At 42.4% G+C, this 14,623-nt stretch carries 14 protein-coding genes; 8 read left to right on the top strand and 6 right to left on the bottom strand.

Going from position 1 to position 14,623, the window contains the following annotated elements; genetic code table 11:
* Nucleotides 1–26: 26 nt before the first annotated feature.
* On the bottom strand, nt 27–1,094 hold the full coding sequence (gene lptG / locus L4F93_RS09515; RefSeq protein ID WP_250350062.1) for an LPS export ABC transporter permease LptG: 1,068 nt from the start codon (nt 1,092–1,094) through the stop codon (nt 27–29).
* 12 nt (nt 1,095–1,106) lie between these two features.
* Nucleotides 1,107–2,204, bottom strand: a complete 1,098-nt coding sequence (lptF, locus tag L4F93_RS09510; protein ID WP_250350061.1) for an LPS export ABC transporter permease LptF — start codon at nt 2,202–2,204, stop codon at nt 1,107–1,109.
* A 108-nt stretch (nt 2,205–2,312) separates the two neighbouring features.
* On the opposite strand from lptF, the gene L4F93_RS09505 reads away from it, so the two are divergent.
* Entirely contained in the window at nt 2,313–3,797 is a 1,485-nt protein-coding gene (locus L4F93_RS09505) for a leucyl aminopeptidase (RefSeq protein ID WP_250350060.1), read from the top strand.
* Nucleotides 3,798–3,844: 47 nt separating this feature from the next.
* Here the strand turns inward: L4F93_RS09505 and selD are convergent, their stop codons facing one another.
* Nucleotides 3,845–4,882, bottom strand: coding sequence for a selenide, water dikinase SelD (selD, locus tag L4F93_RS09500; RefSeq protein WP_250351678.1), 1,038 nt, complete (start codon nt 4,880–4,882; stop codon nt 3,845–3,847).
* Nucleotides 4,883–5,071: 189 nt separating this feature from the next.
* Here selD and gntR point away from each other — a divergent pair, with 189 nt between their 5' ends.
* On the top strand, nt 5,072–6,073 hold the full coding sequence (gene gntR / locus L4F93_RS09495) for a gluconate operon transcriptional repressor GntR (protein ID WP_250350059.1): 1,002 nt from the start codon (nt 5,072–5,074) through the stop codon (nt 6,071–6,073).
* Between the two features lie 65 nt (nt 6,074–6,138).
* Here the strand turns inward: gntR and mdh are convergent, their stop codons facing one another.
* Complete coding sequence (mdh, locus tag L4F93_RS09490) at nt 6,139–7,074, bottom strand: malate dehydrogenase (RefSeq protein ID WP_250350058.1); 936 nt, start codon at nt 7,072–7,074, stop codon at nt 6,139–6,141.
* 233 nt (nt 7,075–7,307) lie between these two features.
* On the opposite strand from mdh, the gene argR reads away from it, so the two are divergent.
* Both argR and L4F93_RS09480 read left to right on the top strand, forming a co-directional pair.
* On the top strand, nt 7,308–7,775 hold the full coding sequence (argR, locus tag L4F93_RS09485; protein ID WP_250351677.1) for a transcriptional regulator ArgR: 468 nt from the start codon (nt 7,308–7,310) through the stop codon (nt 7,773–7,775).
* Nucleotides 7,776–8,660 carry a TIGR01777 family oxidoreductase gene (locus L4F93_RS09480; RefSeq protein WP_250350057.1) on the top strand — a complete coding sequence of 295 codons (885 nt, stop codon included), beginning with the start codon at nt 7,776–7,778 and terminating at the stop codon, nt 8,658–8,660.
* On the opposite strand, the gene L4F93_RS09475 is transcribed toward L4F93_RS09480, so the two are convergent.
* Together L4F93_RS09475 and L4F93_RS09470 are read right to left on the bottom strand one after the other, a co-directional pair.
* Nucleotides 8,611–8,919, bottom strand: coding sequence for a type II toxin-antitoxin system RelE/ParE family toxin (locus tag L4F93_RS09475; protein ID WP_250350056.1), 309 nt, complete (start codon nt 8,917–8,919; stop codon nt 8,611–8,613). The two genes, L4F93_RS09480 and L4F93_RS09475, sit on opposite strands and share 50 nt — an antisense overlap.
* Nucleotides 8,909–9,100 (bottom strand): hypothetical protein, encoded by a 192-nt coding sequence (locus tag L4F93_RS09470; protein ID WP_250350055.1) that lies wholly within the window; start codon nt 9,098–9,100, stop codon nt 8,909–8,911. Before L4F93_RS09470 ends, L4F93_RS09475 begins: the two co-directional genes overlap by 11 nt.
* Nucleotides 9,101–9,297: 197 nt before the next feature.
* Between L4F93_RS09470 and rsxA the strand changes: the two genes are divergently transcribed.
* Genes rsxA through rsxD form a run of 4 tightly spaced genes read left to right on the top strand, consistent with a single transcriptional unit; the run spans nt 9,298 to nt 14,622 of the window.
* On the top strand, nt 9,298–9,879 hold the full coding sequence (gene rsxA, locus L4F93_RS09465; protein ID WP_250350054.1) for an electron transport complex subunit RsxA: 582 nt from the start codon (nt 9,298–9,300) through the stop codon (nt 9,877–9,879).
* A 1-nt stretch (nt 9,880) separates the two neighbouring features.
* Entirely contained in the window at nt 9,881–10,480 is a 600-nt protein-coding gene (gene rsxB, locus L4F93_RS09460) for an electron transport complex subunit RsxB (protein WP_250350053.1), read from the top strand.
* Nucleotides 10,480–13,539 (top strand): electron transport complex subunit RsxC, encoded by a 3,060-nt coding sequence (rsxC, locus tag L4F93_RS09455; protein ID WP_250350052.1) that lies wholly within the window; start codon nt 10,480–10,482, stop codon nt 13,537–13,539. The genes rsxB and rsxC overlap by 1 nt, the downstream gene beginning before the upstream one ends.
* 9 nt (nt 13,540–13,548) lie before the next feature.
* Complete coding sequence (gene rsxD, locus L4F93_RS09450) at nt 13,549–14,622, top strand: electron transport complex subunit RsxD (RefSeq protein WP_250350051.1); 1,074 nt, start codon at nt 13,549–13,551, stop codon at nt 14,620–14,622.
* The last annotated feature ends 1 nt before the right edge of the window (nt 14,623 follow it).

Here is a 14,623-nt window from a genome sequence, read left to right as displayed (position 1 = left end):
GCTCTTTCTTATACCGCACTTTAGTATTAACGTTTATGTGCTAATAACCACCAAGTAATAAGAATAAATAGCCCGCTAGGCATTAATGCCCCTGCAATTGGCGGCACATTATAAACTAAACTGAGTGGGCCGAAAATCTCATTAACGACATAAAATAAAAAGCCAAAGCAAATTCCAGTGATCATTCTTGCGCCCATTGTAACACTACGCAATGGACCAAAAATGAAAGAAAGCGCAAGTAACATCATTACCCCAACGGAAATTGGTTGGAAGAGTTTACGCCAATAAGTGAGTTCAAAACGTTTTGCGTCTTGCCCAGTTTCTTTCATAAACGCAATATAATCTGCCAGCCCTGAAATAGAAAGTGAGGTTGGACGTAAGGATACAATGCCCAATTTATCAGGCGTTAAGGTGGTTTGCCACGCTTCGTTAAGATAATTTGTTGTTGTAATTTTGTCTGTAGCAATTCGTGATTTATTCACTTGCATTAATTGCCAGTTGCCCTCTTTAAATTCTGCTTGATTCGCGTGGCTGACTTGTTCTAACTGGCGTTTATCATTGAAATGATAAATATAAATATCATTGAGTTTTACGTTGTCGGTAATTCGTCTCACATAGATAAAATCATTGCCATCTTTTGCCCACACGCCATTTTTAACGGAAAGCATTTCTCCGCCAGAAATCGCTTTGGCACGCATATCTCGTGCAAATTGTTCCGTTTGAGGAATCCCCCATTCACCAATGATCATTGTAATGATCACCAAGGGAATGGCGGTTTTCATTACGGCAAAACCAATTTTTAAGCGTGAAAATCCTGACGCTTGCATAACCACTAATTCACTACGACTAGCTAGATTTCCCAAGGCAATTAATGCACCAAGTAGTGCCGCCATTGGAAAGAAGGTTTCAATATCTTTTGGAATTGTTAATACCGTGAAAAGTCCCGCGTGTAATACATCGTAAGTTCCTCGCCCTACGCTACGAAATTGCTCCACAAATTTGATAATTGCTGAGAGTCCAACTAAGGTAAGCAAGGTGGCAAAAATCGCCCCTAAAATGGATTTTCCAATATAACGGTCTAATGTATTCATCATTATTTTTATTCCTTAGGCACGTTTTTTGAATAATTGATAGCGAATTTTGTACATAAAGGCACTGTTCCAGCCATTCAATAATATACCTAACGCCAAAAAGCTAAAATTTACCACTGGCATAAGCACACTTGCATCGACTTTCCCTGCTGCCCCCGCTGATTTAAAAGAACTCTGCAATAAAAAATAAATGAGATAAAGTAAAAGTGCGGGTAAAATTTTGGCAAATCGTCCTTGGCGTGGATTAACACGGCTTAGTGGTACCGCGATTAATGCCATAATAGGAACCGCTAAAATAAGTGTAATGCGCCAATGAAGCTCTGTTTTACCCGCCGGTGTTGTGCTATTTAATAGTTGGCTTAAGGGCAAAGTTTCGGCATCATCAGTCTCATTTTCTGTAGCTTTATAACCTAAATAGGCTTGATACTGCTCAAAATCGGTAATACGGAAATCAGGTAATACGGCACTCCCTTCAATGCGTTGGCTATGGGTGAGGTTTAACACCTGATCACCATTTGGTAACGCGGTGAGTTCACCACGATCAGCCATAATGACAGAGGGTTTTTCATTTTTTTTATTTTGCATTTGAAAAACATAAACCCCTTCAATGGTATTATTTTGAACTTTATCAATAAATAAAACCAAATCACTACTATTCGCTGAAATAAACTGCCCTGCTGCTAACGCCCCCATTGTTGGGTTTGCTTTTGCATCTTTGACGATTTGGCTTTGCTTTTGTAATGCCCAAGGCGAAAGAACCAACGCATTGTAAGCGGCTAATCCCGCAGTGGCTAAAGATAAAATTAATGCGACTTTTACTAATAAACGTTGCCCTACACCGCAAGCGCGCATTACCGTAATTTCACTTTCTGCATAAAGGCGACCAAAGGTAAGCAATAAAGCAATAAATAAACACAAAGGCAACATTAATTGTGCCATTGTCGGCATCCCCAATCCTAATAAGGAAAATACCAAATCTGCTGGCACTTTTCCGTTTGCAGCCGAACCAAGTACACGCACAAGTTGTTGGCAGAAAAAAATGAGAAGTAAAATGAACAGGATCGCCATTTGGCTTTTTAATACTTCTTTCGTTAAATATCTTGTTAAAATCACCGTATTGCCTATGTTATTTTGCTTGCAATTTTTATAGAAGTCGTTTCAAATTGAATGGCGTATAATAACGTATTTTTCAACAGAAGGCAGTAAATTAGTGAGGAACAAATGAAATATACTGTAAAAAACACCGCACTTTCTGCGGTAACAGGTAATGTTATCGTTGCTGTGTTTGAAGAAGGAAAACTTTCTCCCGCAGCACAAACACTTGATCAATTAAGCCAAGGCGCTATTAGCCAACTTATTCGTGTAGGTGATATGAAAGGCAAACTCGGTGAAGTGGTTACCTTGCGTTTATCTAATACAAATCTCGAACGCATTTTTATAGTGGGTTGTGGCAAACAAGAAGAACTTAGCGTTCGTCAATATAAACAAGTCATCAAAAGTGCTATTCAAGCAGTAAAGGCTACCAATGCGGAACAAGTGCATAACTTTTTAACGGAAGTGCAAATCAACGAACGTGATCTTTATTGGAATGTGAGATTTGCGGTAGAAGGCATTGCTGAAAGTTTTTATCAATTTTATCAATTTAAAAGCCAAAAATCTGATAAACGTTCCGTCTTGCAGGAAGTGGTGTTTGCGGTTGAACCCGTACAGCTTACAGAGGCTGAAAAAGCCATTCAGCAAGGTCAAGCCATTGCATTAGGTGTTGCCTTAGCAAAAGATGTGGCAAATTGCCCACCCAATGTGTGTAATCCAGCCTATTTAGCCGAGCAAGCCAAAAAACTCAGCGAAAAATCACCGCACATTCGCACCACCGTACTGGGTGAAAAAGAAATGGCAGAGCTTGGAATGAATGCCTATCTTGCGGTATCTCAAGGCAGTAAGAATGAAGCTCAACTTTCCATTATTGAGTATCGCAATCACCCTAATCCACAAGCCAAACCAATTGTTTTAGTGGGTAAAGGTTTAACCTTTGATGCAGGTGGTATTTCCTTAAAACCTGCCGACAGTATGGACGAAATGAAATACGATATGGGAGGTGCGGCGTCTGTTTATGGCGTGATGAACGCATTAGCAGAATTAGCATTGCCATTAAATGTGATTGGTGTCTTAGCTGGCTGTGAAAATTTACCCGACGGCAATGCTTATCGCCCCGGCGATATTTTAACTACAATGAGTGGTTTAACCGTTGAAGTGCTGAATACCGATGCAGAAGGACGTTTAGTGCTGTGCGATACGCTCACTTATGTAGAACGTTTTGAGCCTGAGTTAGTGATTGATGTTGCTACCCTCACTGGGGCTTGTGTGGTGGCACTTGGTCAGCACAACAGCGGTTTAATGTCGCCAAATGATCATCTCGCAGAACAGCTATTAAATGCCGCACAACAAAGTGCCGATAAAGCTTGGCGTTTACCCTTAAGTGAAGAATATCAAGAACAACTTAAATCTCCATTTGCTGATCTTGCCAACATTGGTGGGCGTTGGGGCGGTGCGATTACCGCAGGTGAATTTTTATCTAATTTCACAAAAAAATATACGTGGGCGCACTTAGATATTGCTGGCACAGCGTGGTTACAAGGCGCAAACAAAGGGGCGACAGGTCGTCCTGTAAACTTGCTGACCCAATTTTTACTGGATCAAGTAAAATAAACATAAAAAAACTCCCTCAATTATTTGAGGGAGTTTTCTTTTAGGCACTACACAACTTCAATCAAAAACTGCTGTTCTTGATCAGTGAGTTCTCCCACTTCAAATAATTCAATCCCCTCTTGCTGCGCCAATGCCATTACTTGCGCCACTGCATCTGGCTTCACAGCAATCAACAACCCACCTGAAGTTTGCGGATCACACAACACCGCTTTTTGTTGCTCATTCATTGGTGAAATTTTATGTCCGTAACTCTCAAAATTTCGCCCTGTTCCACCCGGCACACAACCTTTTTCAATATAACGAATCACGCCATCTAAGGTATGAATTTTATCAAAATACACTTTAGCCTTGAGCTGTGAACCTTCACAAATCTCACTTAAATGCCCAAGCAAACCAAAACCGGTTACATCCGTCATCGCGGTGATTGCCTCCAATTCGGCAAATTGACTACCGATTTTATTCATTTGGCACATTGTTGCACTGGCAAGCCCTTTATGTTCTGGCTTGAGCTTACCTTTTTTCTCTGCTGTGGTTAAAACCCCAATGCCTAATGGTTTAGTCAAATAAAGTTTACAGCCTGCTTGTGCGGAAGCATTCTTTTTCACTTTGTCCGTAGAAATCACTCCCGTTACGGCTAAGCCGAAAATGGGTTCTGGTGAATCAATAGAATGCCCACCAGCCAGCGCGATACCGGCTTGTTGGCAAGCAAAGCGTCCACCTTCAACAATCCGTTTTGCCACACTCGGTGGTAACAATTTAATTGGGAAACCTAAAATAGCAATTGCCATTATCGGTTTGCCTCCCATCGCATAAATATCACTAATGGCATTAGTCGCCGCAATACGCCCAAAATCAAAAGGATCATCGACTATCGGCATAAAGAAATCCGTTGTACTAATAATGCCTAATCCATTACCAATATCATAAACAGCAGCATCATCTTTGGTTTCATTGCCAACCAATAAATTTGGATCAACAAACTTTTCCATTTCCGAATGTAAAATGGTTTCTAAGACTTTTGGTGAAATTTTACAACCGCACCCTGCGCCGTGACTGTATTGTGTTAAACGAATGGTTTCTGCCACCGTTTGATCTAGCGCATTTTGTACGTCGTTCAAATCTGTTTCTTTTTGCATAGCATCCTCGCGTTACCATCAACTGATGAGTGAATGAGGTTATTATACGCTGATTTATCAAGTGCGGTGATTTTTTGTGAAATTTTTGTCTTAAATCAGTTAAAATGTGCCTTATTATTTTGCTGATAAATATCACTAATGAATAGACGAAAACGCCCTACATTACAAATGATTGCCGATCATCTTGGTTTAACGAAAATGACGATTAGCCGTTATTTACGTCAGCCCGATTCTGTTGCACTAGAAACCCAGCAAAAAATTGCTGCAGCAATTGAGCAATTTGGCTATATCCCTAATCGTGCGCCAGATATTTTATCTAATGCGAAAAGCCTTGCCATTGGTGTATTACTCCCCTCACTTACAAACCAAGTATTTGCTGAAGTGCTAAAAGGCATTGAGCTAATTACAGACAAAACGGGCTATCAAACAATGGTCGCACACTACGGATATAGCGAAAAAAAAGAGGAACAACGTATTGAAAGCCTACTTTCTTATAATGTGGACGGCTTGATTTTATCGGAAAATCATCATAGCCCCCGAACCCTAAAAATGTTGGAAGTCGCCAATATTCCTGTGATTGAAATTATGGATAGCAGCGAAATGGGTATTCAACAAGTGGTAGGCTTTGATAATGTGGCGGCTGCGCAATCTATGGTAGAAACGATGATCCATTATGGTCATAACAAAATCGTATATTTTACCGCTCGAATGGATAAACGCACCCAATTAAAAATGCAAGGCTATGAAAATGCAATGAAAAAGCACGGTCTCACACCACATAGTTTAATTACCTCTGAACCCTCTTCTTTCACCTTAGGCGCACATTTACTTCGCCAAGCCTTGAGTGAATATCCTGACACTAACGGGATTTTTTGTACCAATGATGATTTAGCCATAGGGGCTATCTTTGAATGCCAACGATTAGGGATTAAAATCCCACAGGAAATGGCGATTGCTGGCTTTCACGGCCACGATGTCGGACAATCAATGACACCCCAGCTCGCAACCGTGATTACGCCAAGGTTAGAAATTGGCAAGATCGCCGCACAAGAATTACTAAACCGTTTAAAAGGACTCCCTGTGCAAAGCCATATTATTAATTTGGGTTATGAAATTCATTTGGGGCAAAGTGTGAAATAACGCCCATCACCGCCATTAAAAAAGGGCATCACAAAAAATGCCCTTTTTTACTTTCTAGCTAAAAATTAGCCATTAACAAATTTCTCGCCTAATTCAATATCAGCACGTAATGTTGGTAGCATATCTTCTAATGCTTTTTGTTCAAAAGCACTTAATTCACCAATTGGCAGAATTTCTTCAACCCCTTCTTTACCTAAACGAACTGGCTGAGCGAAGAAACGTGCGTATTTACCATCGCCCTCTACATAACTACATTCCACCACAGTTTGACCGCTCAGACCTTTTACTAAAGAATGGGCAAAACGTGCAGCGGCTTGTGCCATAGAAAGGGTTGCAGAACCGCCGCCCGCTTTTGCTTCCACCACTTCTGTTCCGGCATTTTGGATACGTTTTGTCAGTGGCGCAATTTCTTCCTCTTTCCATTGTGCATACGGCACTTGAGATAATAGCGGTAAAATGGTTACCCCTGAATGTCCACCAATCACTGGCACAGCTGTACGAGATACATCAAGTCCTTTTAACGCTGCCACAAAAGTTTCAGAACGAAGAACATCAAGTGTCGTAACACCAAATAATTTACGTTTGTCATAAACACCCGCTTTTTTCAACACTTCTGCCGCAATAGCTACTGTTGTATTGACTGGATTGGTGATGATACCAATACAGGCTTTCGGGCAAGCTTGCGCAACTTTTTCAACCAAATTACGCACAATTCCCGCATTAATATTAAATAAATCTGAACGATCCATACCCGGCTTGCGCGCAACCCCAGCAGAAATTAACACCACATCTGCGCCTTGCAACGCAGGTGTAGGATCTTCACCTGAGAACCCCTGCACTGTTACCGCGGTTGGGATATGGCTAACATCCACGGCTACACCGGGCGTAACAGGGGCAATATCATAAAGCGATAATTCTGAACCAGCTGGTAGCTGTAACTTTAGCAATAATGCTAAGGCTTGACCAATTCCGCCTGCGGCACCTAAAACTGCAACTTTCATCTAATACTCCTCTTTTTGGTTATAAATCAAATTAGTTGAATTTTAGACTTATCCCCTAGCAAATTCAAACAGAGAAATTCAATAGTGAGATCTAATTCAAAGTTTTAAAAAATTTATTTTAACCTTGTTGAATTTCCTTTCTGTTATGGTGTTTTCAACTTGCTAAAAATTGAATTTTTATGCAAAATTCCTGCCCATATTTGCAATACAACCTTATTATGAAGCCTAAAACGATGACAACAGACAAAAATGATAATTTAATCGCGACATTTAAAACCTTGCTCGAACAAGAACGCTTCGGTTCACAAGGGGAAATTGTAAACGCCCTACAACAGCTCGGTTTTAATAATATTAATCAATCTAAAGTTTCTCGAATGCTCACCAAATTTGGGGCGGTTCGCACGCGTAACAGCCGAATGGAAATGGTGTACTGTTTACCCGCTGAATTAAGCGTGCCAACGTCAAGCAGCCCATTAAAAAACTTGGTATTAGACATCGATCATAACGATTTTTTGATCGTGGTGAAAACCAGCCCCGGCGCAGCACAGCTTATCGCTCGCTTATTAGATTCAGTGGGCAAAGCCGATGGCATTCTTGGCACGATTGCTGGAGATGATACTATTTTTATCACACCGACCTCAGGCACGGCGATTTTAGCGTTAATGCAACGAGTGCAAGAATTATTTGAAACGAGCCTATAAATGAAGATTTTACTCACAGGCGGCACAGGGCTGATTGGTTCAGCCTTGATCCCGCAACTTCTCGCCAAACGACATAAAATTTGCCTTTTAACACGCAACATTCAGCCCGAACGGTTTCCAAATGAAGTGCAACAAATTGATCATCTTGCATTATTAAAAAATCTCAATGAATTTGATGCCGTCATTAATTTAGCCGGTGAACCTATTTTCAATCACCGCTGGACAGCCAAACAAAAAGCCAAACTTTTTGCAAGCCGAGTAAATTTAACGCAAAATTTAACCGCACTTATCAATCAAAGCGATTGTCCGCCTCACACCTTGATTTCAGGATCGGCGACGGGGTTCTATGGTGATCACCAAGATCATTGGATTGATGAAACAACCCCTGCTAGCACACAATTTCCCGCCCAGCTATGCCAACAATGGGAAGCCGCGGCAAGGCAAGCCAACACTCGCGTGTGTTTATTACGCACGGCAATGGTATTAAGTCCAAACGGCGGTGCATTAAGCAAAATATTACCGTTATATCGCCTAGGTTTAGGCGGAAAACTCGGTAGTGGCAAACAATATTGGGCTTGGATTAGCTTACAAGATATGATCGCGGGAATTTTATTTTTATTAGAAAATAGACAATATGAAGGCGTCTTCAACTTCGCTTCCCCACAACCGATCACCAATCAGGATTTCAACCAACAGCTCGGAAATTTCCTTAACCGCCCTCATTGCGCTAACGTGCCAGCATTTGTATTACGTTGGCTTTTAGGTGATCGCTCACAATTATTATTAGACAGCCAACGCATTCGCCCCACTCGCCTGATTGATGCGGGGTTTGAATTTAAAGTGGAGAATTTTGCGGCGTTTTTGGCAAAAAATTTAAGAAGATAAAAGGGGATATTTTCGTTTCGACACGATCTTCATATTCACGATAGACAATGCGGTAATGGCGGCAAAATGAATCCCTCATTTCATCACCTCTTTTCTTGCCAATTTTGGGAAAAAATGCAATACGGTGGAAAACTTTTTGTAGCTCAGAATTTAATTTTTCTGCGCTTTTTACAGAGCCAGTATAGTCTGATACATTGGTTAGAATTCCATCAATCTGTCTGATAGCAGGTAAAGTAATCTCTAGCTTTTTAGCTGACATATCCTAACTCTAGCTCTTCTTCTCGAGTTAAAGCGTCTAATTCTAGGGCTTTTCGTCTTAATAATTCATCGGTGTGTTTTTTCCATTCTTCCAAAGACATTGCTTCCCCCCGCTCCGCGGCGGCAATTGCCTCTGCAATCCTTTCCGCCAAAAACGCATCATAACCTTCTTCTTTTAGCATTTTCTTTCCTTTATTGAATAGATAAAATACAACGTAAGACTACGTCATAATCGCTATAAATTCAACATCTACCTAAAATTTTCTATTGTTATCCCAGCAAGAAACTAGGATAATAGCGAGCGAGATTTTTTCTGACAACTTGGCTTTCAACTATATAAAAATCATAACAATGCAATGAAAGCAAGGATAATGAACCGATGACTGACTATATTTTATTAATTATTAGCACCGCACTTATTAATAACTTTGTCCTAGTGAAATTCCTAGGGCTTTGTCCTTTTATGGGGGTATCGAAAAAAATCGAAACCGCCATTGGAATGGGGCTTGCTACAATGTTTGTACTCACCGTTGCCTCCCTTTGCTCTTATTTAATTGATCGCTACTTACTGACGCCATTTAATGGCAATTTTTTACGCACCTTAGTGTTTATTTTAGTGATTGCTGTGGTGGTGCAATTTACTGAAATGGTCATTCACAAAACAAGCCCAACCCTTTATCGCCTACTCGGTGTATTTTTGCCCCTTATCACCACCAACTGTGCGGTGTTAGGCGTGGCATTACTCAATGTCAATTTAGCCCATAATTTAACCCAATCCGTGGTTTACGGTTTTGGCGCTTCACTCGGTTTTTCCCTTGTGCTGGTGCTATTTGCCGCCTTGCGTGAACGCCTTGCCGCTGCAGATGTGCCAATGCCATTTCGCGGTGCATCTATCGCATTGATTACAGCAGGGCTAATGTCCCTTGCCTTTATGGGCTTTGCTGGCATAGTGAGAATGTAAAATGACAACCTTATATTATGTCCTTCTCGCTATCAGCGTGCTTGCTTTAATTTTTGGTGCTATTTTAGGTTTAGCCTCAATCAAACTGAAAGTGCAAGCGGATCCTATCGTAGAAAAAATTGATGCACTGCTCCCACAAAGCCAATGCGGGCAATGTGGCTATCCCGGCTGTAAACCTTATGCTGAAGCAATTGCACAAGGTGATGTGATTACCAAATGTATTCCGGGTGGGCAGCCATTAGTGGTTAAAATTGCCGATTTATTAGGCGTGGACGTACCTGCAACAGAATTTGATGAAGAAGATAACGCCGCAAAAGTCGCACTGATTCACGAAGCGATGTGTATTGGCTGCACCAAATGTATTCAGGCCTGCCCCGTTGATGCCATTATTGGCACCAATAAAGCGATGCACACCGTCATTCCAGATCTTTGTACAGGTTGTGAACTCTGTGTTGCGCCTTGCCCGACAGATTGCATTTCAATGATAAAAATAGAACAAGACATTGATCATTGGGATTGGAAATTCGATCCCAGCTTAACCATTCCGGTGCTAAATATTACCGCAAACCGCAACTCAAAGAATCAGGGAGCGGAAAAATAATGGCTGATGTATTAACCCATTTTAATTCTGGAAGATTATGGGATTTCGCAGGAGGAATTCATCCGCCTGAAATGAAATCACAATCTAATCACGTCCCAATTCGCCCAGCGGCGTTGGTAGAAACCTACTATGTACCTGTTAAACAGCACGCAGGCAATGCGGGAAATCTGTTGGTAAAAGAAGGAGATAAGGTGCTAAAAGGCCAGCCATTAACCTTAGGTGAAGGCTTGCGTAATCTGCCCGTACACGCCCCAACTTCAGGCATTGTTACGGCCATTACCCCTTATATTGCCGCTCACCCTTCTGGCTTACCTGAGCTAACCATTCAAATTCAGGCAGACGGTAAAGACCAATGGCGTACACAACACCCGATTGAGGATTTTCTCACCCAAACGCCAGAACAGCTTATCGAAAAAATTTATCACGCCGGCATTGCGGGGTTAGGCGGTGCCGTGTTCCCTACTGCGGCTAAAATTCAATCGGCAGAAAATAAAGTAAAACTGCTGATTATCAATGGTGCAGAATGTGAACCTTATATCACCTGTGATGATCGGCTAATGCAAGATTATCCTAACGAGATCATCGAAGGAATACGGATCTTACGCTATATTTTAAGCCCCGAAAAAGTGGTCATCGCCATTGAGGACAATAAACCCAACGCCGTAAAAGCCCTTAAACACGCTTTAAAAGGGGCAAATGATATTGAAATTCGTGTTATTCCCACAAAATATCCTTCTGGTGCGGCAAAACAGCTTATTCAAGTGCTAACCGGCATTGAAGTACCAAGCGGACAGCGTTCTTCCAGCATTGGCGTACTAATGCACAATGTTGGCACCGCTTTTGCGATCAAAAGAGCGGTGATAAATGACGAACCTTTAATTGAACGTGTGGTAACGCTAACAGGTGATAAAATCCCCCGCAAAGGTAATTTATGGGTACGCTTGGGAACACCTATTTCTGCACTATTACAACAAGTCGGCTACCAATATGATGGGCGTTTTCCCGTGTTTATGGGCGGACCTATGATGGGCTTTATTTTGCCAAATCTCAGCGCGCCAGTTACAAAAATCACCAACTGCTTGCTTGCGCCTGATCATTTTGAGTATGCCGAACCCGAACCTGAACAAGCTTGTATTCGCTGTTCTGCCTGCTCTGATGCTTGTCCTGTGCATTTAATGCCACAGCAACTCTATTGGTTTGCACGCAGTGAAGATCATCAAAAATCAGAACAATATGCCCTGCAAGATTGTATCGAATGTGGCTTGTGTGCCTATGTTTGCCCAAGCCACATTCCGCTTATCCAATATTTCCGTCAAGAAAAAGCAAAAATTTGGGAAATCAAAGAACAAGCACAAAAATCCCACGAAGCCAAACTACGCTTTGAAGCGCGCCAAGCACGTTTAGAGAAAGAAGAACAAGCCCGCAAAGCGCGTACCCAACGAGCTGCCGAAGCGCGTCGTGAAGAAATCGCAAAACAAAACGGCATAGATCCTGTTCAAGCGGCATTAGCGCGCCTAAAAGCTAAAAAACAAACGGACAACGAAACTCCAAATGTAAAAACCTTTGTGGATGAAAAAGGTCAGCTTCAACCAGATAATTCCGATATTATGGCGCAACGCAAAGCTCGTCGCTTAGCTCGCCAACAAGCAGAACAAGAACGTGCTGCATCAGAAAATCAAATGCAAGAAAATCCACAGAACACAAATTCTGCGGAAAATCTCACAGTTGATCCCAAAAAAGCCGCTATTGCTGCCGCACTCGCACGAGCCAAAGCAAGAAAACAAGCCTCAATCCATAATGCACAACCTGAAAACGCAAAAGCCAACACCACAGAAAATTCAACTCAAACAAATAGTGGAAGTGCGATAGAAAACCGCGAAAACTCAACGTCAGCACAAGGTGTGATTGAAAACCGCGAAAACGCAACGGCAATACAAAGTGCGGTTGAAAAAACGCAAGAAAATCCCACCGCACTTGATCCGAAAAAAGCCGCTATTGCGGCGGCTATTGCACGGGCAAAAGCGAAGAAACAGGCACAGAATGGCACGCCACAATCTTCCCACTCAACACAACCACTTGTTGAAGAACAAGGGACTGTGGAAAGCGAACACCGCGAAAGTGTGTTAGAAAACCACGAAAGCTCAACGGCAACACAGAATGCGGTTGAAAACCGCGAAAGCTCAACAGTAATACAAAGTGCGGTTGAAAAAACGCAAGAAAATCCCACCGCACTTGATCCGAAAAAAGCGGCTATTGCGGCGGCTATTGCACGGGCAAAAGCGAAGAAACAGGCACAGAATGGCACGCCACAATCTGCCCACGCGACGCAGCCACTTATTGAAGAACAAGGGGCTGTGGAAAGTGAATACCGCCAAAGTGCGATTGAAAACCGCGAAAACGCAACGGCAATACAAAGTGCGGTTGAAAAAACGCAAGAAAATCCCACCGCACTTGATCCGAAAAAAGCCGCTATTGCGGCGGCTATTGCACGGGCAAAAGCGAAGAAACAAGCGCAGAATGGCACGGCACAATCTGCCCACGCAATGCAGCCACTTGTTGAAGAACAAGGTGCTGTGGAAAGCGAACACCGCGAAAGTGCGTTAGAAAACCACGAAAGCTCAACGGCAACACAGAATGCGGTTGAAAACCGCGAAAACGCAACGACAATACAAAGTGCGGTTGAAAAAACGCAAGAAAATCCCACCACACTTGATCCGAAAAAAGCCGCTATTGCGGCGGCTATTGCACGAGCAAAAGCGAAGAAACAGGCACAGAATGGCACGGCACAATCTGCCCACGCAACGCTGCCACTTGTTGAAGGACAAGGGGCTGTGAAAAGTGAACACCGCGAAAGTGCGATAGAAAACCGCGAAGCCTCAACGGCAGCACAAGGCGTGATAGAAAATCGCGAAAACGCAACGGCAATACAAAGTGCGGTTGAAAAAACGCAAGAAAATCCCACCGCACTTGATCCGAAAAAAGCGGCTATTACGGCGGCTATTGCACGGGCAAAAGCGAAGAAACAAGCAAAAGAAAATCAATCCAAGGAAAAAGAATAAGGTTTATCAATGTTTAAAATGATGAGTTCGCCACATACCCACTCGGGCAAATTAACTGCTCGCATTATGCTGTGGGTTGCCCTGGCTATGTTGCCCGCTTTCGCGGCACAAGTTTATTATTTTGGTTTTGGTGTGTTGATTCAAAGCCTACTCGCCATTTCCTTTGCGTTAGTGTTGGAGTTTATCGTTACTCGCTTACGCAAAAAACCAACCCTGTTTTATATTAGTGATTTCAGCGTCGTGCTAACGGCATTAATGCTCGCGATGGCAATTCCGCCTTATGCGCCTTATTGGGTGATTTTAATTGGCACATTCTGCGCCGTAATACTCGGCAAACACGTTTATGGCGGCTTGGGGCAAAATTTGTTTAACCCTGCAATGGTCGGTTATGTGGTATTGCTCATTTCCTTTCCTGTGCAAATGACTGCTTGGCTTCCCCCTGTAACCCTATTAAATGAACCGCCTAGCCTGCAAGATGCTTATCAGTTGATTTTCCACGGCATCACCACAGATGGTTTCAACCTACATCAATTAACCAATTCCATTGATGGTATTACTCAAGCCACGCCGTTAGATTCCGTCAAAACGGCAAGCAAAATCAATATGGCGATAAGTGAAGTCAATCAATCACCGATTTTTGCACAAGTGTTGCCATTAAAAGGGGAACTCAACCTTGGTTTAGGTTGGGCGCAAGTGAATTTTTTCTTCTTACTCGGTGGGCTCTTTTTAATTTGGAAAAAAATTATTCATTGGCAAATTCCAACGGCTTTTTTATCCACAATGTTACTAGTAAGTGGACTACATTGGCTGCTTTCTTCTTATGTGCCAAGCCCTTTATGGCAGTGGTTTAGTGGTGCAACGATGTTCGGGGCATTTTTCATTGCAACCGATCCTGTTACCTCTTCCATTACCCCAAAAGGTAAACTGGTTTTTGGTACGATTATTGGCTTACTGGTGTGCCTGATCCGCTTCAATGGTAACTACCCTGATGGTGTGGCATTTGCTGTGTTATTGGCAAACATTTGTGTGCCACTCATTGATCATTACACGCGCCCACGCGTGGCTGGACATAGAAGGAAATAAG

This window comes from Avibacterium sp. 20-132, assembly GCF_023611925.1.
Classification (GTDB): domain Bacteria; phylum Pseudomonadota; class Gammaproteobacteria; order Enterobacterales; family Pasteurellaceae; genus Avibacterium.
This window is presented reverse-complemented; position numbering and strand designations above follow the sequence as displayed.